The 25,477-nt window shown below is 47.1% G+C and carries 10 protein-coding genes and 1 tRNA gene; 7 read left to right on the top strand and 4 right to left on the bottom strand.

All coding sequences use genetic code 11. The annotated features are described in order from the left end of the window. Together ACRQU7_RS16520 and ACRQU7_RS16515 are read left to right on the top strand one after the other, a co-directional pair. Entirely contained in the window at positions 1-699 is a 699-nt protein-coding gene (locus ACRQU7_RS16520) for an ABC transporter ATP-binding protein (protein WP_038325831.1), read from the top strand. After that, the gene (locus ACRQU7_RS16515) at positions 693-2,939 is read left to right on the top strand and encodes an ABC transporter permease (RefSeq protein ID WP_444641952.1); all 2,247 of its coding nucleotides are present in this window, start codon (positions 693-695) and stop codon (positions 2,937-2,939) included. The genes ACRQU7_RS16520 and ACRQU7_RS16515 overlap by 7 nt, the downstream gene beginning before the upstream one ends. Before the next feature lie 48 nt (positions 2,940-2,987). Here the strand turns inward: ACRQU7_RS16515 and ACRQU7_RS16510 are convergent, their stop codons facing one another. From ACRQU7_RS16510 to ACRQU7_RS16500, 3 genes are read right to left on the bottom strand one after another with little or no spacing between them, the layout of a single operon-like run. After that, positions 2,988-3,386, bottom strand: coding sequence for a DUF5616 domain-containing protein (locus ACRQU7_RS16510; RefSeq protein ID WP_444641950.1), 399 nt, complete (start codon positions 3,384-3,386; stop codon positions 2,988-2,990). A 44-nt stretch (positions 3,387-3,430) separates the two neighbouring features. Further along, a complete protein-coding gene (locus ACRQU7_RS16505) occupies positions 3,431-3,688 on the bottom strand; it encodes a DUF434 domain-containing protein (RefSeq protein WP_444641948.1) in 258 nt (85 codons plus the stop codon). A gap of 30 nt (positions 3,689-3,718) precedes the next feature. Next, entirely contained in the window at positions 3,719-4,618 is a 900-nt protein-coding gene (locus tag ACRQU7_RS16500) for a ribonuclease Z (RefSeq protein WP_444641946.1), read from the bottom strand. Between the two features lie 953 nt (positions 4,619-5,571). On the opposite strand from ACRQU7_RS16500, the gene ACRQU7_RS16495 reads away from it, so the two are divergent. Then, positions 5,572-5,648 (top strand) — tRNA-Met (locus tag ACRQU7_RS16495). A gap of 834 nt (positions 5,649-6,482) precedes the next feature. Here the strand turns inward: ACRQU7_RS16495 and ACRQU7_RS16490 are convergent. Further along, positions 6,483-8,210 carry a hypothetical protein gene (locus tag ACRQU7_RS16490; RefSeq protein ID WP_444641944.1) on the bottom strand — a complete coding sequence of 576 codons (1,728 nt, stop codon included), beginning with the start codon at positions 8,208-8,210 and terminating at the stop codon, positions 6,483-6,485. A 320-nt stretch (positions 8,211-8,530) separates the two neighbouring features. Between ACRQU7_RS16490 and ACRQU7_RS16485 the strand changes: the two genes are divergently transcribed. The 4 genes from ACRQU7_RS16485 to ACRQU7_RS16470 all read left to right on the top strand — a co-directional run bounded on the left by ACRQU7_RS16485 (position 8,531) and on the right by ACRQU7_RS16470 (position 25,476). Beyond that, the gene (locus ACRQU7_RS16485; protein WP_444641942.1) at positions 8,531-10,303 is read left to right on the top strand and encodes a hypothetical protein; all 1,773 of its coding nucleotides are present in this window, start codon (positions 8,531-8,533) and stop codon (positions 10,301-10,303) included. 203 nt (positions 10,304-10,506) lie between these two features. Further along, positions 10,507-16,842, top strand: a complete 6,336-nt coding sequence (locus ACRQU7_RS16480; protein WP_444641940.1) for a glycoside hydrolase family 38 C-terminal domain-containing protein — start codon at positions 10,507-10,509, stop codon at positions 16,840-16,842. A 289-nt stretch (positions 16,843-17,131) separates the two neighbouring features. Beyond that, positions 17,132-22,786 (top strand): leucine-rich repeat protein, encoded by a 5,655-nt coding sequence (locus tag ACRQU7_RS16475; protein ID WP_444641938.1) that lies wholly within the window; start codon positions 17,132-17,134, stop codon positions 22,784-22,786. A gap of 302 nt (positions 22,787-23,088) precedes the next feature. After that, entirely contained in the window at positions 23,089-25,476 is a 2,388-nt protein-coding gene (locus ACRQU7_RS16470; protein WP_444641936.1) for a pyruvate formate lyase family protein, read from the top strand. Position 25,477: the final 1 nt, after the last annotated feature.

The following is a 25,477-nucleotide window of genomic DNA, read 5'->3' as shown; positions in this document are numbered from 1 at the left end:
ATGTTTATTACAGTTGAAAACCTGAAAAAGAGCTATCAGGCGGGCGAAAGCAAAAACGAGGTGCTCAAAGGGATCAGCCTTACGCTTGAAAAGGGGCAGACAGGCGTGATACTCGGCCCGTCCGGTTCGGGAAAGTCGACGCTGATGAATATCATCGGCGGCGTTGACCGCGCGGACAGTGGAAGTGTTTCTGTTGACGGCATGGAACTGACCGCGCTTAGCGATGACAGGCTGACGGATTACCGCAGGGATTCGGTCGGCTTCATCTTTCAGTTCTATAACCTCGTTCCCAATTTGACGGTCACGGAAAATATCGAGTTGGTTTCCAACATATCAAAGGCGCCGCTCGATATGGATACCGTGCTGAACGCAGTTGGCCTCGAAATGAAAAAAAGGAGCTTCCCCAGGGAACTGTCCGGAGGAGAGCAGCAGCGCGTGGCGATTGCCCGAGCGATTGTGAAAAATCCGAAGCTTCTGCTGTGCGACGAGCCGACTGGCGCGCTGGATTATGAGACGTCCCACGGCGTGCTTTCCCTTTTGCAGAAGGTAAACCGCGGCTTTGGCACAACTGTCCTGATGATTACCCATAACACCGCAATCGGCGATATGGCGAACGTAGTTTACAAACTGCGCGGCGGAGAGATCGTGGAAGCCATCCGGCACGAGGAAACGGCCGCGGCGGAAAGGATCGAATGGTAATGGTACTTTTCAAAAAAGTAATACGGACCATGCTGGAGCATAAGGCGCGTTATATCGGTTCCATGCTGCTGCTCATGATCAGCAGCATGATGTTTATTACGATGAATCTGACGTCTATGAACCTGGATAATATGTTCAGAAAATTTTCCGAGCGGAACGCATTGTCCGACGCGGAATTCTCGACCGATGCCGACATCGACGCGGCGGCTTTCGGCCGGCAATTTTCCGCAAAGGTGGAGGGCGGCGGGACGGCGGACTGCAAAGTAAAGCCCGGGCAGACGCTGCGTGTATTTTCCGCCATGGATGAGGTGAACGTTCCCGCCGTTCAGGAAGGAAAACTTCCGGGCAGCTCGGAAATCATGATTGACCGCCCGTTCGCCCAGACAAACGGATATCGGATCGGCGACAAAATCACCATTGCGGGCAGGAAATTTACCGTTTCAGGCTATGCCCTTCTGCCCAATTTTATTTATGTGATCAAATCAAAAGAAGAAATGATGAATGACTCCACCGCCTTCGGCATTGCCGTGGTGGGCAAAGAGAATTTCGAGACCCTGCCGGGTGGAAACAGGGTTTACGCCATTCGCTTTGACGACAGGGAAAACATCAAATCCCAGGAAGCCTCGGTAAAGAACGCGCTGCGCTCTCAGGGCATCCAAATAACCAACTGGCAGAGTACGGCAAGGAAAGTCAACGTATCCTATATTCCCATGGAGATCAACGTATTATCCACGATGAGCGCCGCCGTACCGCTCGCCATGCTTGCGCTTGCCTGCGCTTTGCTCGGGATGCTGATGTGGCGCACGATCAAAAGCGAATCTGTCGTCATCGGGACATTTTACGCCCAGGGCTATCGGAGGCGTCAGCTTCGCCGCCACTATCTGACCTTTCCCCTTTTGATATCCATCATCGGCTCCGTGATTGGTTCCGCATTGGGACTGCTGCTGGTAAACAGCGAGCTTCGCTTCATGCTGGCCGCTTTTCCCATGCCTGTCTATGAAACGATTCTGAACCCGTGGCTGGTCGTCTTCGCCGTTGCGCTGCCGGTTATTGTTCTCTGCGGAGTTACCTGGTGGATCATCGGCAGGACGCTGAAAACAGCTCCGGCGGTACTCATGAAGGGCGGGGAAACAAAGGGTGAAGTCAATTTTCTGGAGCGCAGCTTAAGGCTCGACCGTTTTGGATTTAACACGAAATTTAGAATCAGGGAACAGGTCCGCAGCCTGTCCAGGACTTTCTTCCTGCTGTTTGGGGTTGTTGTCGCCACAATGCTCATGCTGTACGGGCTGACGATGAAAAGCTCCGTTGACTATATGCTGGGCGAAGGGATCAGCGAGCTGTACGATTTTAAGTACGAGTATGTTTTCACATCGTTAAAAACAGGGGGGCCTCCGGCGGGAACAGAACAGTTCAACGCGGCGTACGTGAGCCTTGCGGACAATGAAGACATCAGCTTTTATGTTACCGGGGTTCTGCCGGACACCGAGAAGGTCCGGCTGAAGGATGCGTCCGGACAATCGTTCCAGCCGGAACAGACCACGATTACTGCCACGCTTGCGCAAAAGCTGAACGTGAAAACCGGCGACAGCGTGACGGTATTCGATACGGAAAACGGAAAGAAACACACTTTCACCATTGAAAAAATAGCCGATACCTATGCGGGCGATTTCCTGTTCCTGCCGCTCGACCGGTTCAACGCGGAGTTCGGGTACCCCACGGACGCTTACCACGGGATCTGGAGCGGCAAGGCGATGACCTTCGCCGAGGGCGAGATCCAAAGCACCAAATCCATCGATGCCGTTGTCGCGGGGCTTGGCAGGATGATTGACCAGATGGGGCCCATGGTTTACGGCCTGATTGCCGCCGCCTTCCTGCTTGGTCTGATTATCCTCTATATTGTAACCGGCCTGGTGGTCGACGAAAGCAGAACCAGTATCTCGTTAATGAAAGTGTTCGGATATCGGAAAAAGGAAATCGGAAAGCTGGTGCTGGACAGTAATACGCTGATCGTTGTTTTGGGATATCTGCTAGGCATCCCCGCTTTGCTGGGGACAGCAGGGGCCTTCTTCGCCTCTCTGACGGAAAGCCTGCAGGTCGTGTTGCCCGTCAAGCTGAATGTCCTGTATATGCTGTTTGGCTTTATCGTCGTGATGCTGACATATGAGTTTGCCAAATGGATGTGCAGAAAAAAGGTGGCTCGGGTTCCGATGAGCGAAGCTCTGAAAGCGGGAACGGAATAAATCTTTTGCCTATGGGAAAGCGCCGGCCGTGACAAGTACACGGCGGCGCTAATTTATAATCCATGCGTCCGGGATACTGGGAATGATTGCTTCGTTCAGATTTACCCAGCTTAGACAACGGTTAAGAATAATGCTGTCACTGCTGATTACATTTGCACAGTCAAAAAGCACCCTGTCCACGTTACTGGTGATCTCAATTTCAATTTCAAATTGTTCTTTCTCTGCAACCTCGGCAATCCGGGTTTTCAGCCTGCCGGAATTTGAAACCGGCGCATCCAGCCAGAATACCGCCCGCTTTATGCAGAGCTTTTTCACTGCGGAAATGAGAGATCGTATGGCGTCATCTGTTTTGTCGATCAGTCTATAGGTACCGCGAAGTCCTGCCAGATCACGGTATGTGCCATCCATACACCTGAAAATAGGCGATCCGGATTGTGCAACCTCCAAGGTGATAATCTGATTGAAGCCGTCTATATTGACCGTTTCATCTGCTAAGGCCCCCAGATGCTTTTGCTTTGCCTTTCTCGTCCAATGTCCTTTTCAGATGAGACGATACGCGTCAAAGCAATTCGCTGGCGTTCTGAAAGCAGATAATGATTCCCGATAAATGTCGAAGCACCTTTCATCGGATAAGCACGATTCAGCAGAAAATACAGCTCTTCGGCGGAACGCTTCATCGTCTGTAACGCAGGGCCTGCAAAATCACGTTCGTCTTCAGGCGAATATCCACGCTTTCTATCTCCGCTCATTGATCCTTCTCACGCTTTCTTCTTTTATGGTCAAAGCGTTGTACGAATACCATCATAGCCAACCTCCGTATATCTGAAAATGCACCGGGCTGCATCCAGATATCGCTCCGGATACTTCATAGCAGGGCTGAAATGAGTCAGCCACAGCTGCTTGACTTCAGCGGATTTGGCGAGTCCGGCACTGTCCGAAAAAACCATATGTCCTTTTTTCCACATTTTTTCACTCTGCGCATTCTCTCCATACATTCCCTCACAGATAAATAAATCGGCGTCATGGGCAAAACGCGAAATCTCCTCAACAGACTGGGTATCTGTGCAGTAGCAGATACTGATCGGGGGACGCTCCCCGTCCAACACCATGCTGGGTACAATCAGGCTGCCATTGTCCAACACAACCGACTGACCTGCATGCAAAGTTTTGTAATGGTACAGGGGCACCCCCAGTTCCTTCGCCTTATTTGGGTTAAAGATCGGCTTTCGTTTAAAAGTCATGCGGTAACCCAGACAGGGAACGCCATGCTGCAAGTACATGGACGCAAAGTGAATACCGAAAAGCTCAAAGTCCTGAGCCTCTTCATCCAACTCATTTAAAACAACAGGATATGGAAGATTAGGCACGATGGTCATAAGCGATGTCACTATTTGTTCGAGCCCCACAGGTCCCGCAATGGTCAGCGGCGTCTTTTTTCCATAGTTGCCCAGGGTCAGGAGCAATCCAGGCAATCCTGCGATATGATCGGCATGAAAGTGCGTAATAAGCAGCAGTCCAAGCCGGCTCAACCTGCAATCCGCTTTCTTGAGCGCAATCTGTGTTCCCTCACCACAATCAATGAGGACAGCCGTGCCCTGAAACTCTACCCAGCAGCTTGCTGTCCAACGGTTTTCCAGCGGAAGTACCCCACCGGTTCCGGGCAAACACACTTCTACCATGGGTTTCCATCCTTTCAGCTTTACGACGCTAACAATTCAAATATTATTTGTTTCCATTCCTCCGGATATCCTGATGATAAAACGATATTTCAACGCTGCATGAAAGGTTGAAATTATCGTGCGCCTTGTTTCAGCGCTTTGATTATGCGGTGGAACTGCTCAAGGATGTCAAAGATCCTAAGATCGTTATCCTTAGGGGCACCTTGGGTGTTGATGCAGACAAGCAGAGGGATGAAGGTTTTATGCAGGGCATAAAGGGGCCCGCTTGAAAATGCAGTCGTTGTGCAGGTGAACGGTCAGTTTGACACCCAGACCGGGTTCTCCGTTATGCAGAACATAATTCAGGCACAGCCGAAAATCGATCTTGTTTACTCGGGGCACCGGCCACAATCAGAGCGCGGTCATGCCGGCCGGTGGACCGACTGGTAGGACCCATCACAGTCGAATCCTTTTCCTTGGAATGCTTGTCGTCGCCTCGGAGGTGCCAGAAGGGAAATAGTGTCTCCGATGGGAAGTCCCAATCAGATATGTGTGGGTAAAATCACTCTGCGCGTAGGCCATTTATTATTTCTGCTATACCTTTAATTTCAACTGTTGTTATATTTGAGATAAACTTTTTGGATATCGCGATCCGAGATGCAAGCATTTATTACGACAAATCACTTTCCCCTTTATCCGCTCATATTTAAATAAAAATGGCATATACTTGATATGAATGTTTTGTTGGGCTATAAAAAGCCTATTCTGTAATTCGAGAACATGGGAGAAAACAAAGAACAGCATTTATGTAACCATGTGCCAATCGTGTGACACCAACCGTTATCAAGGGTTATCATATGAATAGCAACCTTTTATAAAAAGGTCTTGACATTCGCTATTTGGAATGGTATTATAGTTAAGCACTCTAAACAAGGCATCACCGCTGAGTTTAGAAAAGATGCACAAATAAATATCGCGGAGTGGAGCAGTCCGGTAGCTCGTCGGGCTCATAACCCGAAGGTCGTAGGTTCAAATCCTGCCTCCGCAACCAAACAAAAGCCCGCATGGCTCTAGGCTGTGCGGGTTTTCTTCTATTTAATGATAGATGACTGAAAAACCGATTTAATGCACATAGCTGTCTTCCACTTCTTGGGGAATTACTTCCGGAGGGACCGGCAATGCATATTCTTCACAGAGTTTATGCTACAACATGGATTTAGATTCTTACCTAAATCAAGATATTACTGATTAAAGATGCCGGAGGCATATTATATACTCCAAAAAGACTTGACGGAAATCCTACGGCCTTTTTGAAGGCTAAACCTAAGACAATAAAGGAACAGCACTTTGCCCAAACAGGCAAAGTGCTGTTCCTTTATTGTAGTACGAAAACTCCCGACTGTTCCGGGAGTTCAAAAAAACTTTAGCGTTAAGCAAAACTGCAACCTTACCCACAACCCTTCTGCTTCGTTTTCAAAGCAAAAATAGGCAGCTTCCATAGAACGAGAGGAGCTTTGGCAGGGAGGGGACAGAGGGTGAGATGACCGGATCGCCGGAGAAGCTGGCGGGTCGCTTGTAGTCCTCCGGCAACTTCTGTTCGCCGTTCAGCGTGATCGCAAGGTCCACGGTGGCGATTTGGTTTTTTTTACGCCCAGCCCTTTGCTACCGCTCTCCGTTTCGTTGTATAGTCGGATGTCCTTGAAATGTGAGATCGCTTGTGAGCTTTTCATCAGGTCATAATTTTAATCGAACAGTTGGTTCTGCGGGCGGTCACGGCTCCATTTCAAAGACAATGGATGGAGAGGCTTTAAAGCTGTTGCTTTTTTATGCCGGAAAATGATCCACGAGCGAAAAGATGCGGGCACAGCTTTACTTTGCACCATAGTCAGAGATGAGGGGATGTTTTCACCCAGGTGTTCCATTTTGCTTTGTTACCTTCGTCTAGAATCAGTTTGTTCCGTAGAGCGGGGTCATTCCAGGAAATATTGCAGATTTTTGCCCGAAGCGCGTATTCCTTGAGAAGCGCATGGATAACCGTTGAATATTTTTCTATGCTCTGTTCTGTCTGGGAGTCTGAAAAATGGATGTCCCCCCACTCAGGGCGGTCTTTGATTTTCCGGACCGCTGTTAAGTTCAGCTCTTCATACGGGATTTGTCCTTGCTGCGGTGTCATCCAAGTTGCAAGCAGATAATCGATATCGTTCAGATCTGTCAATGTCTGTTGCTCCGAATAGCTGCCGTCCCGCAGATACCAGAGGGGAAGAAGCTCGTTTGACAGGAAGTATTTTTGGTAAATGGTTTCCGCACCGTTTCCCAAAACACGTACAAGAAGCTCATGCCAGGACGGAAGGCTTGAGCTCCCACGACTTTTCAGCAATTCCGTTAGCAGTGCGTCGTGTGTCCCCGCGCGCTTATCATCCAGGTCCTCAATCAGGTGGACAATCAGGGGAGCCTGTACGTAATGCAGAAATTCAATCTGCGCGCCGCCTTCTTCAGAGTCTCGGATCCTTTGCTCCTCCATCGGTGCCAACGAGAACTGTTCGGCGTCCTTTGTACGGATATACAGATATTTGTTGAACAGCGAGGTGAACTGCTGTTCGGGCCGGATGCCTGCTAACGTTTGTATCTCCTTCGGAAGCTGTACCATGGAACGGTTCTCATAATAAGTCACCAGTCCCTCATAAAACCAAAGACGGGGAGCCTTGTGAATTTCCTGCACCGGAAGGACGGTATCGAAATAAGCGTGAAACATGCGGTGGCTGAGCAGTTCCCAATCACGCCTCTTTGCGGGGTCGAATGTCGCGCATACGGAGCCGGTGCCCGCACCGCCGATTACGGATAATCCGGATTCTCCAACGGTCGGAAGTAAAATCACCTGATATGGCTTTTGGGGGAAGGAAAATAAATCAGCGTAGTAATCATACAAGGCGGAAATTCCTTTCGCGTCTGTGTCCGATATGGCCTTTTCATTCTGGGAGGCGGCATATATTTTCAGCCCGTCTTTTTCGCCAATCAGCGTGCACAGACCCATAAAGAAGCTGTTGCTGTTCAGGCTGTAAGCATCGAACCAGGTAACGTTTTTCAGTTCTATGTATGGGAAAACCTGCAGCCATCCGCTCCGTGCTTTCATGGTGACGGACAAACGCCCCACTACGGCCTTGTCCGGCGGATAGCCTTCCTGATAATACTCCATCGGGAGCAAAAAGGCCTGCCCCCCGTCAAAGACGCAATAGTTTTCTGTGGAATAGCCGCGATAGCCATGCTTTCCCGCAGAAGCAATCTGCGCTTCATAAATCAAAGAGGCTTTTTTTGCGCGTCCAAGATAAAGTTCGATGGTGTCTTCCTGCTGGCTGACGGGGAACTGGAGTCCTCCTCCGTCTGTTGAGGACTTGAGGGTGACAATTTTGTCTCCGGTGTAGAGGGTAATTGTTTTCCCCCTCGAAAACAAGGAGTTTTGAACTTCCATGGTGATGTTTAGCGTATTCGGCTTTGTTTGGGAAGGTGACACCGTGTAATGCAAATGATAGGGGAAATCGAGAAGAAGCAGAGCAGCAAAGCTTCCAAGCATAATCAGACCAACTGTAAGCAAAACAATCGTGTGGCGCTTTTTCATTTGATCACCTGCCAGCTATTTTATCGTTTTTATCATATACCTTTAGAATATTTATGTCAATATATACAATTTATATATTTTATAAAGCAATAATTTAAACATTTTTGTATAATATTGTAAAAATTTAACTAATATGTAAAATCTTAACAAACCCCCCATAAATCAGAATTTAGTCCCCTTTTTATCTTTCAATCAATACGATATACTGAATGCGTAAATAAAAATTGGAAAATTATGGATATATTTCACAAAATTATAAAGGCCATTGCTTTCCCTACGTGAGTACGGGGCGAATCTGTCAATCAAAAGGAGAGGAACGTATGAAACGGAAGATATGGTTGACCACCGGAGTGTCGGCGGCGGTAATTACGGCGGCCCTGCTTGGTGGATGGCTATGGAACACAAACGAGGTGAGGAACATGGACCGGGATGTGTCACGGTTTTCCGTCGAATACCGTGTAAAGCCGGAGAATGTGGAAGGAAAGCTGCTTTCTGTCTCCGTACGGTTAAAACCGGAATACCTTTCCCCGCAGAAGACGCTCTACTTGAACAAGGAGGAGGTTGATACCTCAAAACCGCTCTGCGTTGACCAGAGCGGAAATTCCGTTGTGGTTACCGATCTGAATGAAGTCTGGGAAATCGGACCTCTGAAGGACGGCGTATCTGATGTGGATTTTTCCTACAGCGTGAAACTGGGGGAAAGCTCCGGTGACGAATCCAGGACCGTGGGGGAGCTGTATTCCGATCTTCTGGTTTTCCAGGGAAAAAATGTCCTGATGCTCCCGTGGCTCGATTCCGGTAATATGCAGCATCCGGAAAAGTATATTACCGGCCTTTCCTTTCAGCTGACGGGTGAGGAATCCTGGGATGCGATTATGCCGTTCGGAAAAATCAATGACGGGGAGAAGTCTTTCCGGCTTGATCATCCAACCTGGTATGACTTTTACGATATCGGCAATTCCAGCTTTTGTTTTGGCAGCTTTGAGCCGCTGAAGGTTTCTACCGGTGCGGCGGAAGCGACCTTTTATCTGGACAGGGCTGCAAAAAACAGCTCAGATACTTACGATTTAAGCGTACTGCTTGCCTTTTATCAGTTTTATGCGGAGAAATTTGGGGAAGGATTGGGTGATTATCCGTTCGTACTGCTTCGCAGCACAGAGAACGGCAATGTGATTTTAGGAGGGGTCGGCGGGAGAAGTACGGCCCTGTCTCTGAGTATGCCGGACCCGGACGCCTGCCAGACTATGTCGCGTACGCTTTATCATGCATTTTTCGACAGTAAGGTCACCGCGCGCAATCTGAGATATCAGCCGAATCTTTGGCTCTACAACGGCCTCGCGGATTATTACGTTCAGGCTTCCGCAGACATGCTGACGTCCCAGCTCAAACAGATTTACGGGATAGAACCGCAGGATGATATGAAGAAGAAATATTTAAGATATCTGTATTTTTCACTGACCGACCCAATAATGATGGCGCTATCCCCTGACCAGGAAGGTAATATGCCGACCGCGCAGGAAACCTTTTACTACGAGACGAAGGTGCCTCTGCTCCTGCATACACTGGAGAATTTTACAGAGCAAAACGGAGAGGGAAGCATTCTTCGCCGCCTTGTACAGCAGAGGCCACGGGAGGACCTGGAACTTTCAGGATTTATGAAGGATGTGCTCGGCGGCAATGAGCCAGTCCTGCGTCAATATATTTCCGGCGCTTCTTTTATTCCCAATTACTGGGGGCTTTCGGGCAATTCCATGAGTCGTGAAGAGATCATTTCCGAACTATCGTTGTGCGAAGACGCCATTACGGATTCTTACCAGCAGGAAAATATTGCCTATCCAAAGGATACGTTTGAGCTGATCGATCCGGATACGTTAAAGAAAGAGATCAGCAGCCGGAATCTTTCGTTTGCTTCGAAGGAAGTTGAAAAAATCGTGTGGGAGTATTCGGATACGCTCTATCTTCTGCTGATGCAGAATGCTTTGCGTGCGGATATCTGCGGGATTCAGGACCCCGGAGAACTTGCCTCGAAAACAGCCTTTCATACAAAAGCCAACGAGCAGAAATGGCTTGACTATGTAAAAAAGGTAGCCTGAACGCCTCAGGAACGCAAAAAGCCTGCAGATACCGTTCCGCCCGCTTCCTGTCGGAAGGACGGAAGTCGAAGATGCCGGAGCGGCTGAAAGAAGGAAGGGGGAAAGAGAATGAAGTAATGAAGTTGGCGCAATTCCATTTGCAGCAATGCAGATGGAAGCGAATCCGCAAACAAAACCACGAGACGAGAGAAGAGAGGGTAAAAATGAGCGATTGGAGAATCGGAAACCACAAGAAAATGATTTCCCTGATTTTAGCTGCAGCGGTGGCGGTTTCTTCTTTCACGAGCGTAACGGCCATGGCTGCGCCCAGAGAAGATGTAAAATCCGACGCGACGCTCGACAGCGGCTGGACCATGTATCTGGTTCCGAACGCCCACATTGACACGGCATGGCAGTGGCCGTTCGAAGAAACCGCACGGGATGTTATCAGCGCTACATTCAGCCGTGCGGTGAATGCTCTGAAGAGTAATCCGGAATACAAATTCACCATGTCGGCTTCCAAACATTATGAGTGGGCCAAGGAATACTATCCCGAAATGTATGAAGATATTAAGGAACTGATTGAAAACGGCCAGTGGGATAATCCGGGCGGTCAGGTTGTGGAACCTGACCTGAACCTGCCGAGCGGCGAGGCACTGGTGCGTCAAAGTCTGGAAGGTCAGCGATTTTTCCAGAAGGAATTCGGTAAGATGAGCACGGTGGGATATGTTCCGGACACGTTTGGCTTTAACGGACAGTTTCCACAGATTTTGAAAAAAGCCGGAATGAACAGTTTTGTGACCACAAAACTGAACTGGCAGGACACCAATGTAGAACGCGATTCGGACATATTTAAATGGAGCGCGATCGACGGAACCCAGGTGCTTGCCTACGCGCCCATGCGCGACTACGTCAATATGTACACCGACAGCCAGATCAAAAGCGCTTTGAAAAGGAATGCCCAAGTGGACCATGAAACCGGAGTCAAAGAAGCCCTGGGGATGATGGGGGAAGGCGACCACGGCGGCGGGCCGAAACAAAACGAGTACGCCGATGTCCTGAAAAAGAACGGTTCGGCGTCTGTTGACGGCGTGCAGGTGAAATTGGCCACCATCAGCGAATATTTTGATGACGTCAAAGAAAAGGAACAGGAGAATATTGAGGATAATGTCCGTACGGTGGAAGGGGAAATGTATTTTGAGAACCACCGCGGGACCTACACCTCCTGGGCCAGACAGAAAGAGTACAACCGGAAGAATGAGATTCTTGCCGAAAAGGCTGAGAAGGCGTCGACGCTGGGCAACTGGCTCGGTGTTCTCCCCGAAGCGGACAACGAAAAAATCAGCAAGGCGTGGGATAAGATATTGGTCAACCAGTTCCACGACATTCTTCCTGGTTCCTCCATTCCGTATCAATATCAGGTTACATATAATAATCAGGAACTGGCAAAGAACCTGTTGAACAATGTGCAGAGCAGCGGATTACAGGCAATCGCATACCGGGCCGATACGAAAAACGGCGTAACCGGGATTCCTGTAATGGTGTTCAACCCCCTTTCCTGGGAAAGGGACGATACCGTTGAGCTTGCGCTCCAATTCGACGACAGCGTTCCGGAAAAGCTTGCGGTATACGATGTGGCGGGCGACACCCCGGTCGCTTCCTGTATAGTATCAAAAGATCAGGAGGCGAAACAGGCTATTATTCGTTTTGAGGCGAAAGAGCTTCCCGCCATTGGATACAAGGTGTTTGACATCCGGGCGGAAGATGCTCCTGTGGAAAACGGTCTCACCGTGAAGAAGGATTCGGATACCTTTATCATGGAAAATAATTCTCTTAAAGTCATGATCAACGCCAAAACCGGAAATATTGCGCAAATCTACAATAAGGGCGACGATTCCAGACAGGTGTTTGCCGACGGTTATGAAGGCAACGAGCTCCAAATTCTGAAAGATACCGGCGGAAGCAGCTATCCCGCATGGGACCTGGTCAAATCGGAAATGAACGCCAGCCCCGTTGCAACCCTGAACACCACGCCGGACTCCATCAAAATTGTGGAAGACACCCCGGTACGGAAAGTAGTCCGTGTTTCCAGGGCTTGGTCAAAGTCCACCTTTGTGCAGGATATTATCCTGAGCGCCGACAGCGAACGCGTCGACGTCAAAATGAATGTGAACTGGAACGAAGATCAGCGTATGCTGAAAATTGCGTTCCCCTTTGCAGCGGACGCCAGTAAGGCTTCTTATGAAATCGCTTATGGCAGCCTGGATCGTCCGACGACGCGTGATAACGTCGTCGATGCGGCGAAATTTGAGGTCAGCGGGCATAAATGGGCCGATGTGACGGATGACAGCGGCAGCTTTGGCGCAAGCATTCTCAACGATTCCAAATATGGCTGGGATGCCCTCAGGATTACAAATGACGCCGGAGACCCGGCCACCCGGCTCAGGCTGACCGCCTTGCGCTCCCCCATCGGGTCAACCGTCCGCAATTCCGGAAGCTGGGGGCCTCAGGCCTACTACATCGACAAAACGGAGCATAACTTTACCTATTCCATCTATCCCCATGCGGGAACGTGGCAGGATGCCGATACGGAGCACAGGGGCTATGAGCTCAATTACAGGACGGAAGGGGTTCAGGCGGATCCTCACGAATCCCGTGGACTGGATATTTCCGACTCCTTCGCATCTTCTTCCGAAGACAACGTGCTGATCTCCGTTCTGAAAACCCCGGCGGATGAGCCGGATTCCAAGGATCAGATGATTGTACGCGTTTACGAAGCGGAAGGACAGGACGATACGGACGTTACGATCACTCTCCCGTCCAATGTGGTTTCAGCAAAGGAAGTCAATCTGCTGGAGCAAGAGGATGAAACTCTGGACAAAGCAATTGAAACAGACGGAAACAAACTCAAATTTCATATGGGAAAATATGAAATTGCCACCATTGCAGTGGAGCTGCAGCCGTATGAGCGGGAGGAGGCCGTTGCCCTGCGGGATTCTTCGGTCGACCTGTTCGATTATTACAATGTGGACGCAGTCAGCTTCAACGAAAAGAAAAAGGACGGAAACTACGACGGCAAGGGCGACACGATTCCGGCGGAGCTGTGGCCCGACACCGTTTCTTTCCAGGGCGTGAATTTCCAGCTCGGACCGACCAATAATGGCTATGATAATATGGTTCAGGCCAACGGCCAAACCATCGCCCTGCCGGAAGGTAATTACAGGTATGTGTATCTTCTGGGCGCCGGAGCTGGCAGCGGCGACAAAAACGGTACATTTACCGTGAAGCAGTCCGACGGAACAGCGGTTACAAAGGATTTGAGCTTTGCCGACTGGGATACCAATCTTTCCGGCTGGGATCGCTTTACAAATTCGGATATCCATCCATATGTAAAGGATCAGGTGGGGTATTTCTTCACCCATTTCCACAATGGTTCCACCGACCGGATGACGGTAGACAACTATCTGTTCGTCTACGCGATTCCGGTGGATCCTGAAAAGACGCTGGAATCCATTCAGCTTCCGAAGGCCAGTGGAATCAAGATCGCGGCCATTACCGCTGCGGACAGTGATTTCCTGAGAAACTGGAACGAGGGAGTTTCGGAAAGTGGCGAACAGGCTTCCCTTCCGGCGATTACAGGAGTCTCGGCGGAGCTTGTCACAGGCGAGGACGCTTTGGGTGATCAGGCCAGAATCGAATGGGATCTGAGGGATGGAATCTCTCTCTACCGGATTTACAGGGGAGTTACCAGCGACTTTACGCTGGAAAATGCCGAATATCTGGGAATCGCTGGCGACACGCAGAACAGTTATATTGACACTCTGCCTTACAACGGAGAATTCTATTACAAGGTAATCGGTATAGACGCTTCCTCAAACCGCACTGTGCTTTCAGAAGCCTCAAAAGCCGTCCGGGGTGGACTCGACAACGCCTTCCTCACTGTGCCGTCCAGCCGGATTACCGCTCCCGGTGGCTACCAGAATGAGGAACCCTATCGGGCCTGTGACGGCGATACGGGTACGAAGTGGTGCTATCGTGCGGATGGGCTGTATCTGCAGGTCGATCTTGGCGAAGAAAACGACTGGGAAATTTCCAAATTCACTCTGGTGAATGCAGGAAACGAAAGACAGAGTTATATTACCCGTGACTTTTCAGTTCTGTCAAGCAACGACGGCAAAACCTGGAAGCTGGAAGTCCGAAAAACCGACAACACATCCAATGTTGTTGAGATGGTTCTGCCCGAACCGGTCAGCGCAAGATATTTTAGGCTGGTTCCGGATTATGCCGGGCAGACTTCCAGCGATTGGAACTGTCCAAGAATCTACGAATTCCAGGCGTGGGGGACCTCAAGTCAAATCTTCGAGCCGTCGGTAAAAGATGTTGCGATCAAAGCGTATAAGGACGAAAATGATTCAACAAAGGTAACGTTTACAGGCGGTTACGGGTATGTCAATTCCGGCGTGGCCGGAACGGAAGGCGCGACAAAGCTCCAATGGTTCCGCAGCAGGGACGGCGGTTCGTACGAGGAAATACCCGACGCCACGGGCAAGACACTTACGATGGATGCGGGCGAAGCTCTGAAAGTTTCCTCGTTCCAGTTTAAAGTGACGCCTGTTGATAAGTACGGTACGGAGGGCGAACCGGCACAGGCAATTTATATTTTAAACGAGCCGGGCAAAGATATCCTTACCGGAAAAGAGACAGTCGCTTCCCATCAGTTCAAGGATGAGGAAGGCGGAGCTATGCTTACGGACGGAAATTATGCGACGAAATGGTGTGCGGACGGCGTATATCCAAATGATCCGAGATGTGCGGTGATCGATCTGAACGGCGTTTATGATCTGAGCCGTATTCAAATCTGGCATAGTACCGCGCCATCTGAACAGAATATACCCGGTGACTTCTCAAGCGACAATAAACCGGAGTGGAACACAAGGGACTACAAAATTTATGTCAGCGACGATAAGGAAAACTGGCATGAGATTACTTCCATGACGGGGAATTCGAACGGGATAACGGAACATCTGTATTCCGACGGAAAAGCCGTGGGTCGTTATCTGAAGCTTGAAGTGAGTAAAGGGGTCGATTTCGGTAGCAATAATACGCCCGCGGATGGAAACAGCTGTGTGCGGATTTACGAAGTTCTGGGGTATGGGAAATTGATTGATTTTATAAACGAACCGAAGGAAACAGTTGTCGACGACATCACCGCGAAGAACGTCTCCGTTGAAAACGACAGTGAGGATCGGCTCCCGGCCGCAGGAGACCAGCTGAAAGCAGGCTTTGATCTGGACTCGGAATATGCGGGCCTGGCGAGAATGAGGTGGTTGGTATCTGACGCAAAGGCTGGACCGTTTACCCCGATTCCCAATTCGTATTCGGAAACACTGACAGTAGGAGATGACTTTGTCGGCCGGTGGGTCCGTGTGGAAATTAAGGTAGATCAGGGTGCTGTTGTGGCGAGCGAACCGGTTCAAATTCTGGACGGTACCGTCCGCAGGTGGAATATCCATCTTGACCCTTACCGTGAAGAATACCTGATTGTTTCTGTGGACAAAACAGCTGCGGCCGCAGGCGAAAGCGTCAAGGTCACCGCCAGCCCGATCACACAGGACAAACGGGCAAAGGTCACCGTTGACGATGCGCAGGGCAATTCGGTGCCAGTGGATGCAAAAGAGGGAAACGTCTATTCTTTCGTCATGCCTGACCGTGCGGTCACCGTGACAGTGACCGCAGAAGAGGTTGCGCCGCAGCCCATTGCAACGGGCATCCGGCTGAATCCGTCGTCCGTATCAATTTCTGTAGGAGGGTCACAGACAATACAGGCAACGGTATATGATCAGTTCGGCAGTGCAATGAGCGGAATTCAGGTAACTTGGTCAAGCAGCAATACAAATATCGTAACCGTGGACCAAGCTGGCAAAGTAACGGCGGTAAGAACGGGAACGGCTGTTGTCAGTACGTCGTATGGCGAATTAAAGGCAACGGCGAACATTACCGTAAAGCCATCTTCTTCCGGAGGAAAGCCGTCTTCGTCCAGAAACTCGCGGACATCGGATACCCCGGAGGAGCCGACTGTTCAGCTGGATACCGGCAGCCAATTGTCGGTGGAAGTAGGAAAAACGTATCAGTTTAAGATCGCCGCTTCTTCCAAACCGACTTTTGTCTGCGGCGGCGATGCTGTATTTCTTGTCGATTACGCCGGCTCCGTCGGAAACGACTATTTCTTTAAGGTGACTGCAATCGGGGCGGTCGGACAATCGGCCGGATTCTATGTGAACGGCGAAAAGACACCGCGCACGGTCGGAACTATCGTTCCGGCGCTCGACACGGGCAGATCTCTCGATGTGCAGAAAGGCAGAACGTATCAGTTCAAGGTCACCGCTCCCTTCAAGCCGGCCTTTGTTTGCGGAAACGGTTCAGTCTTCCGCGTCCTTTATGCCGGATCCGTTGGGAACGAGCATTTCTTTAAGGTAACGGCAATCGGGTCGGTGGGTCAGTCTGCCGGGTTTTACGTAAACGGGGAAAAAGTGCCGAGAACGATTAGTACAATCCGATAATCAAAAAAAGTTCCTACGGTTACTGAATGATGAAATGTGTCGTTCGAGTAGTTAATAAATTAATGTTTTGATTTGGTTTATAAGATAAAGGCTTTGATCATTTTAATGATCAAAGCCTTTGCACTTTCAATGGGATATAAAACTTGGTGGGTATGATTTATTAAATATATATATTAAAAGTGACTAATAATATTTTTGAATAAAATAATTAAATGTTATATATTGTAAAATTTTCAAAAAAGTTGTAATATTAAATTGCATAAAAGAATTTAGAGAGGGGATTTAGAGGATGAAAAAAGTAACGGTAAAGGCGTTGGCATTGGTTTTATCCTTGCTCTTAGTAATCCCACAGTGTATTGACATTGCGGCTTATGCGGCAGAAATTGACGATTTCACAATTGAGAACGGCGTTTTAGTAAAGTATACAGGCTCCGGCGGGGATATAGTAATCCCTGATGGGGTAATAAAAATCGGAGAAAATGCATTCGAAAACTGTGATGGTTTAACACAAGTTATTCTACCTGATTCCGTAATTGATATTGGTAATTATGCGTTCAATAATTGTAACAGTTTAACTGATGTTAATCTACCTAACTCCATAACTCATCTTGGATATGGTGTGTTTTTTCACTGCCATCGCCTTACTAAAATCGTCATTCCGGATAGCGTTGTAAGTAATGATGGAGGCACATTTTATGATTGTAATTCTTTATCAGATGTCAGTATTGGCAAAGGGCTAACTGAAATAGGTTATTATATGTTTCAAAATTGTACAAATTTAAAAAATATAATTGTACCAGATAATATAACCAGTATTGGATTCGAAGCATTTCAGTCTTGTAGTTCTTTAAAAAACATTGATATACCCCAGAATATTCTATATATTGGAGATTGGGCTTTTGAATATTGTACTTCACTGGCTGATCTCAACATAATTGGAAATGGATCGACTAATATTGGAATGTTTGCATTTGAAGGCTGTAGTGCTTTAAAAAGTGTTACGATGAATAATATTGCAAGCATCGGTCAATCTGCGTTTGAATATTGCATCGATTTAACAACTGTTAATATTCTTGGCGACGTAAAAACAAGAATAGATCAATTTTGTTTTGAGGATTTACCAAGTTTAACAAGCCTCACCATTAATGAAGTGGAATTAGGTCGAGGTGTATTTTATGGGTGTCTGAAATTAACAAACTTAAAAATAGCTAAGGGTATAATAGGCGATGAATCATTTTTCGATTGTGAAAATTTAAAAAATGTTAGTATAAAAAATGGTGTGACTAGTATTGGGTATGCTGCATTTAACAATTGTGGTATTGATAATTTATTCATTCCTGGTAGTGTCACAAATATAGGGGCATGGTCATTTCATGGTTGTGAAAATTTAATAGATGTTAGCATAGAAAATGGTGTAACTAGTATAGGCGAATTAGCATTTGGAGATTGTTTTAGTCTAAGAACAGTAAATATACCTGGTAGTGTGCTTAATATCGAACCTAGAACGTTTGCTATGTGCATTAATTTAGCAAATGTTGAAATTGCTAACGAAATACAAAACATAGGTAATCAAGCATTTTTATACTGTAATAATTTAAAAAAAATAACAATTCCAGATTCTGTTATCAATATAGGATCCGATGCATTTGGCAACTGCAGTAATTTAACAATCTATGGTAATAAGGGCTCATACGCAGAAACTTATGCCTCTGATAACAAAATCCCATTTTCTTCACTAAACTATACTGAACCTGCAACTTATGCCGTACGAATTGAAGAGAAGGTTAGCGGCCGGCCGATTGCGGGTGTATCTATAGGATATAACGGTGACACCGCTGTTACCGATTCCGACGGGATAGCGCTGCTGGAACTATCAGATAACTATGTAGAAACTTTAACGTTAAGTAGGGACGGGGACGGTATTCTTGCAGAAAGCAATGCAAAAACGGCAAATGCAAGTGCGTATGACGGTCAAACCCTAAATGGAGTTTATCTGCAGACAAATAAAGTCAACACGTTCTCCCTCTATAAGGAAGGAACTCAACCCGGTAATATGAAATTTGCCGATCCTCCAGAATCCAGCGATACAATGAACGGCCCAAGTGTGGATTTTATGGGTTATCATTTTCCATTATTCAAAACAGACATTTCAATGGCACTTCCAGTGTTTAAAGATCTGCAGTATCAATATGACGAAGAAAAGAAGACCATTCGGGTTCTCTTAGGTTTTGATGAAGAAGCTCCAAATAATTTCGGTTCGGAATATGATGACGTGAAGCATCTTGTTCAGGAATTATCAAAGGGAACAAGATCCACATCCTGGGAAAATCTATATTCTAATCTACAAAATAAAGCAACAAAATCGTCTGTCAAAACGGCTTTTTCCGCATCATTACAAATTATGGGCTACATAGAATACAGCTATGCCACTGGGCAAATGGTGTTAACAAACGGCGGCCTTTTTTCGTCCGGAGGAGTCGGCTATACCGGGTCCAGCCCTATATCTCCATTAATTTATGTTAAGTTTGGAATAAACGGCGAAATAGAAGCAGAAGGTTCGCTGATTTATAACCGCGCCAATAACAGTACAGAAACAGGCCCTGGACATTTCGCTATGACTCTATCGCCATCTATGGGAATTGGTGCCGGAATAGATAAAATTGTTGGCTTAGAAGGTGGAATTAAGGGGGACATAAAAGGAACGATAAATATGCCGTTTCACAGCCTCTCTGAAAATTTTATCGCTATTATGAACGCAAAATTATATTTTAAAGCACAATTGTTACTTATGGAACAGGAAAGCACTGTCAAATTTTTAGATTATCAAATATATCCAAATACACAGGCCACCATGCGAAATAATTTTAAAATAGATAAAGACAGCATGCATCTAGTCCCGAGAGATTATCTGAATAAAACGCAGAGTCTAACACTTCGTACACAGAATGCTGGTGAATTTGAAAGGTCAAACGTTTATCCATATGGAGAACCTCAGCTGATAGAAATTGATAATAATCGGAAATTGTTGGTTTGGATAGATGACAATGCAGACCGTACCTCGGAAAACAGAACGGAACTCTATTATTCTATTGAGAACAGTGGGGGAACATGGAGTGCAGCTACTGCTGTAAGTGACGACGGTACCGCAGATTTTTCACCACGCCTCTGTAAGGATAGCGGGAAAGTATATCTGGTATGGAAGAATGCTGTAAAGCAATTTGGTACAGATGTTACTTTACAAGAGATGTCAAAGAACACAGATCTAACTTTTTCCAGCTTCAATGGGAGTCAATTCAGTACACCTGTAAATATTTGCACAGCAGGAAATAGCAAGATGGAAGCTTTGCCCAGTATAGCTGCAGCAAACGGCAAGGTTTGCGTGTCATGGATTGAAAACTCCGAAGACGATCCTTTTATGCTGGAAGGAACAAACAGTATCCGCAGAGCACAATACTCCAACAATGTATGGCAAGCGCCGGAAACGATATCCTCCGGGTTGCATCCGATCAGCGGTATGGAAACTGAGTACGTAGGGGCAACCCCGATTATTGCTTACAGTATGGATAAAGACGGTGATATTTCAACGGAAGAGGATTCCGAAATATTTCTCATAAATGATACAATATCAACACAGATTACAGACGATAGTACGGATGACCTGGGTGTGCAATTCCTTAATGGCAACCTGTATTGGTGTGCAGGCGGAAGCTTAAAAGAAATGACAGGGTTGAATGCTTCTTCCATCCAGCAAGTAGGATTGGACTGCCCGGCAGATTTTACAGTTTTTGAAAACAATGGCAAAAAAGCGGTGTTGTGGCTGGAATCCAGTGGTTATGTTAAAGATGCTGTGATCTCTTACGAAAGTAACGGCGCTTGGAGCAACCCCGTGCCGGTTACAAACTATCAGAAGGCAATTAGTTCCATTTCAGCTCTCTTAAACGCAGACGGTAATGTTACTTTGGCTTTGGATCGCCGCAGCATCAAAGAAAATCCGTCAGAAGGTGAATTTCCCCTTGGAGATACGGATTTGATTGTTATGGAAGGCACTCAATGTCGAGACACCTCAGTCGAACAATTCGTATCATATAATAAAAACGAGGTGAAACCCGGTAATGATATTCAACTAATAGTCAAGGCTACAAACAACAGTATCAAACCTATCAAATACTGGAATCTGTATCTAAAGGACGAAAACGGTCAGACCATTTCATCTAATCTACAAAGCTATGCATATGCCGGTCCTGGAGAAACGGCTGAGCTCGATATGTATTATACTTTGCCAAGCAATCTTACTCACCATAATATCCAGTTTATAGCGGAGCCCGCTGATTTTACAGATGCTGATCTAAGCAACAATGCAGCAACTGCCGAGTTTGGGTTTGCTGATCTGACTGTCAGCTCAGTAAATGTAGAAAAAACAAGCAGCGGTGCAACAATAACTGCGGTCGTTTCTAATAACGGTTATGATGTAGCCCAAAATGTACGTTCGCAACTATACCAAGACGGAGCCAGCGGAACCGAACTCGATTCGCAGGAAGTTGGAACGCTTGCAGTAGGCGAGAGTAAAAATATTACTTATTATCTTTCAAAGGAGCAACTGGCCATTCCAGATGAATTAATAGCAGACCAATTCTATTTGGATATTACATCGGATTCGGAAGATGCGGATTTCAGTAATAACGGAATGAGTGTTGTAATCGACAACCGTCCGGAAAAGGTGTTGCTGGACAACGAAACTGTCCAGATATCCACTGAGAGTACCATGCAGCTTACCGCTACAGTTGAGCCTGACGATGCAGCCAATAAAAAGGTGGTTTGGCTGTCAAATAATACGGAAGTTGCAACGGTAGATCAAAATGGAATGGTAACGGCAATAAAAGAGGGAACGGCAACAATATCTGCCAGCGCAATAGATGGCGGTGCCTTTGGGGTATGTGAAGTTACAGTACATAACGCCAAAATCTTAGAAAGTATATCTGCGCCCAGAGCTGTTACGGCATACAATGGAACGGCAAAAACGGCGGAAGCCCTTGGCCTTCCCTCCACTGTAGAACTGATTACAAATGAAGATACTGTTAACGCGGATGTTAACTGGGACGTGAATGGCTGTCCATATGATACGGCTATAACAACAGAACAGAAGTTCACAGTAACCGGCGCTGTAGTACTTCCTGAAGATATTGGCAATCCCAATCACGTGTCCTTGACAACTACTGTTGAGGTCACTGTAAGTGCAGCAGATAGTGGAGATGTTCAGACAATCAATGCTTTCGAAGAATTGGACTCTTCTGTCAAGTCTCAAAATGTATCCTTCGGTACCCCCCGATCTTCTCTGAATTTATCGGAAACTCTTCGAGCGATAGTGGATGGGATCTCCGGAGTTTTTGTTAATGTATCAGAATGGATATCTGATATAACTTACGATCCAACAGCAGAAGGTACTTATATCTTTAGCCCTGTTCTTGACAGCGGATATGTCCTTGACAGCGGGATCACTGTGCCACAAATAATGGTTAGGGTTGCGGCTCCTTCAGCCACAGACAAAATCATTCATTCCTTTGAACCATTAAATAATTCAATAAGTATACAGGATGTGGACTATGGTACTCCTCGCTCCCTCCTCAATCTTCCTAATGTCCTTAAGGCAGTTGTGGATGGAGTATCCGGTGTTTTTGTCGATATTTCCGAATGGATATCCAACATAACTTATGATCCAACAACAGAAGGCGCTTATATCTTTAGTCCTGTTCTTGACAGCGGATATGTCCTTGACAGCGGAGTAAGTCTACCCGAAATTACGGTCACAGTTGGAGCCCCCTCAACGGCAGATAAAATCATTTCCTCTTTTGACGAATTAGAGCCTTCCATTAAATCACAAAGTGTCAGCAAAGGAACCGAGTTTTCCTCTTTGGACCTGCCACAAGCTCTCAAAGCGGTTAATTAATAAACGAATTTATTGTATTTGGCACATATTGGACAATTTTCACGATTTGGATTTTTTGATTGCTGAAACTAGATACAGAAAAATATATCCACCAGCTGCTGGAATTCGAGGATATCGTATGAATAATTGGAATAGTTATCGGATATAAGTTTTTTATTTTATAGTAAACCTAAAAATCTGAATTTATTAAATGGAAGTCGAACTTTAGTTTATAGTGTGCGGCTCAAAGGCCTCTCTGAACTTCGCAGTAGACCAGATATAATCAATCATAAGCAAATAAAATAAGGGAGGAGATATTTATTATGGCTATGACTAGGACACAGCGCATCAAAGCTTATATTTTGGAAAATGTACCGGAGATTTGCACGGAACGCGCGCGGATTTACACGGAAGAATGTCTTCGGTTTCCCGCACAGCCAACGGTGATTGGCAGGGCACGTGCGTTTTATCGCTTTTTGAGCGAAATGACCCTCTATATCGGGCCGGACGACCTGCTCCTGGGGAATACGGCGAGCAAGCCGCTTGCCGCCTCCCTTTTCCCAGAGTATGCAGTAAACTGGATTCAGGAGGAACTGGATACCTTTGGAGCACGTCCGCGGCAGTGCTTTTTTGTGTCAGAAGGGAAGAAAAAAGAAATTTCAAACATCTGTAGACAGTGGGACGGAAAGACCCACTTTGACCGAGTCGATTATACGCTTAAGGATACGCTAGGAGATATTTTAATGGGCTCCGACGGCACTCATCGGAACATCAATCAGGCAATGTCCATTGAGCATAACCAAAACGGCGACGGACATATTATTCCAGACTATGAAAGTCTGCTTCTTACCGGTTTTAATTCTGTGTTAGTTCATGCAAAGACGAAGCTGATGGCTCTCGATGAAAACGACGCGGAATATCTGGATCAGCGCGCTTTCTTAAAAGCGGTTATCCTCTGCCTGGAAGGTGCGGAGAAATATGCAGAATGCCTGTCATGCCTGGCAAAAGAGACGGCCGGGAAAGAGACTGACGCAAACCGCAGGGCAGAATTGCTGGAGCTTTCCCGTATTTGTCATAAGATTTCAACCCAAAAGCCCGATACTTTCTACGAGGCACTGCAGCTTGTCCTGATAGTGCATCTGCTGATCCAAATCGAATCCAATGGGCACAGCATATCATTGGGCCGTATGGATTCCTATCTTTATCCCTTCTATCAACATGACCTTCAGAACGGAATATTGGATGATGCCCGGGCGCAGCAACTCTATGAATGCTTTTTGCTGAAATGCTTTGAGGCAAATAAGCTTCGCGACTGGGGTACAACGGAGATATTGGGTGGAAATCAGCTCTTTCAGACCATTACTTTGGGTGGACAAACAGAGGATGGAGAAACTGCTGTTAACCCACTTTCCTATCTGTTTTTAAAGGCGCTGGGCAATACCAATATGAATATCCCTACAGTGGTGGTCAGTATCGGCAAAAAGACCCCCCTTGAATTCATTGAGGCCAGCCTTAAAGCATTGGTTGCCCACGGCGGCGGTATGCCGGCCTTCTTTAACGACGATGTTGCCGTCGATATGCTGACTCGTATAGGCATAGAGCTGAAGGATGCACGCAACTGGGGTTCGATGGGTTGCTCTGAGGTGCGCGTACCCGGTAAGCATGGTACGGGCGTCACACCGGTGTATATCAATCTGCTCAAGCTGTTGGAGCTAACGCTATACAACGGATGGAACCCTTCTACGGGCAAAACTTTTTGTCCTGCCACCCGCAGAGTGGAAGAATGCACCTCCGTCGACCAAATCATAGCTCTGTTTCAGGAGCAGATTGATTATTACCTGCCGTTTATCCCTAAAATTGAACGGGCCATTGCGGAAAGTTATTTTACTCTCACTCCAACACCTTTCCTGTCTGCCCTGACAGATTACCGCATTGATATGGCAAAGGATGTTTCGTGGGGACGCGGACCCAATTACAACGATACCATCATTCATGTACACGGTATTCCCAATGTCGCCAACACTCTGTCTGCGCTTAACGAGGTGGTTTTCCGCAAAAAGCAGTATACGCTGAAGCAGATTGTGCAGGCGATAAAGGTGGATTTTGAAGGGCAGGAAAACAACGCTATCCGAAAAGCGTTACTGAATTGCCCGAAATTCGGCAATGACATCGATGATGTAGATAATCTGTGCAGAAGTGTTTATGAGATCATCCCAAGAAAGATGAAAGCATTTCTTCCCCTGCGCGGCGGCCAATTCGGCTGCACCTCACAGACGGTTGTAATGAACGTCATTGACGGTGAGGTAATCGGCGCCACCCCAGACGGACGGAAGAGCGGCGAGGCTATTGCCGATAATCTGTCTCCCGTGCCGGGAACAGATAGGAACGGGATCACGGCGGTATTCAATTCAGTTTCTAAAGTGGACCACGCACTGATGGATAGTGGCTCGATCCTCAACATCAAGTTCCATCCGTCCGCCTTTTCCAGCGATGAGAAAATTGTAAAAATCGCACATGCAGTTCGTATTTATTTTCAGAAGGGTGGATTTCAGGCCCAGTTTAACGTGATTGGAAGAGAAACCCTGTTGAGCGCACAGCAGCACCCGGAACAATATCGCCACCTGGTTGTAAAGGTAGCCGGGTTCAGCGCATTTTACATGGAACTGGAAAGGCGCTGGCAGGATCAGCTGATTGCCCGTACAGAGTACTAAT

It is taken from the genome of Caproiciproducens puteiluti (assembly GCF_052442865.1).
In the GTDB taxonomy this organism is placed as follows: Bacteria; Bacillota; Clostridia; order Oscillospirales; family Acutalibacteraceae; genus Caproiciproducens.
Note: the sequence above shows the minus strand (reverse complement) of the source record. Positions and strands in the feature narration are given on the sequence as shown.

Coding starts and splice junctions, on each gene's coding strand:
- ACRQU7_RS16520 (WP_038325831.1), top strand. CDS start 1: ATGTTTATTACAGTTGAAAACCTGAAAAAGAGCTATCAGGCGGGCGAA.
- ACRQU7_RS16515 (WP_444641952.1), top strand. CDS start 693: ATGGTAATGGTACTTTTCAAAAAAGTAATACGGACCATGCTGGAGCAT.
- ACRQU7_RS16505 (WP_444641948.1), bottom strand. CDS start 3,688: ATGAGCGGAGATAGAAAGCGTGGATATTCGCCTGAAGACGAACGTGAT.
- ACRQU7_RS16500 (WP_444641946.1), bottom strand. CDS start 4,618: ATGGTAGAAGTGTGTTTGCCCGGAACCGGTGGGGTACTTCCGCTGGAA.
- ACRQU7_RS16490 (WP_444641944.1), bottom strand. CDS start 8,210: ATGAAAAAGCGCCACACGATTGTTTTGCTTACAGTTGGTCTGATTATG.
- ACRQU7_RS16485 (WP_444641942.1), top strand. CDS start 8,531: ATGAAACGGAAGATATGGTTGACCACCGGAGTGTCGGCGGCGGTAATT.
- ACRQU7_RS16480 (WP_444641940.1), top strand. CDS start 10,507: ATGAGCGATTGGAGAATCGGAAACCACAAGAAAATGATTTCCCTGATT.
- ACRQU7_RS16475 (WP_444641938.1), top strand. CDS start 17,132: ATGAAAAAAGTAACGGTAAAGGCGTTGGCATTGGTTTTATCCTTGCTC.
- ACRQU7_RS16470 (WP_444641936.1), top strand. CDS start 23,089: ATGGCTATGACTAGGACACAGCGCATCAAAGCTTATATTTTGGAAAAT.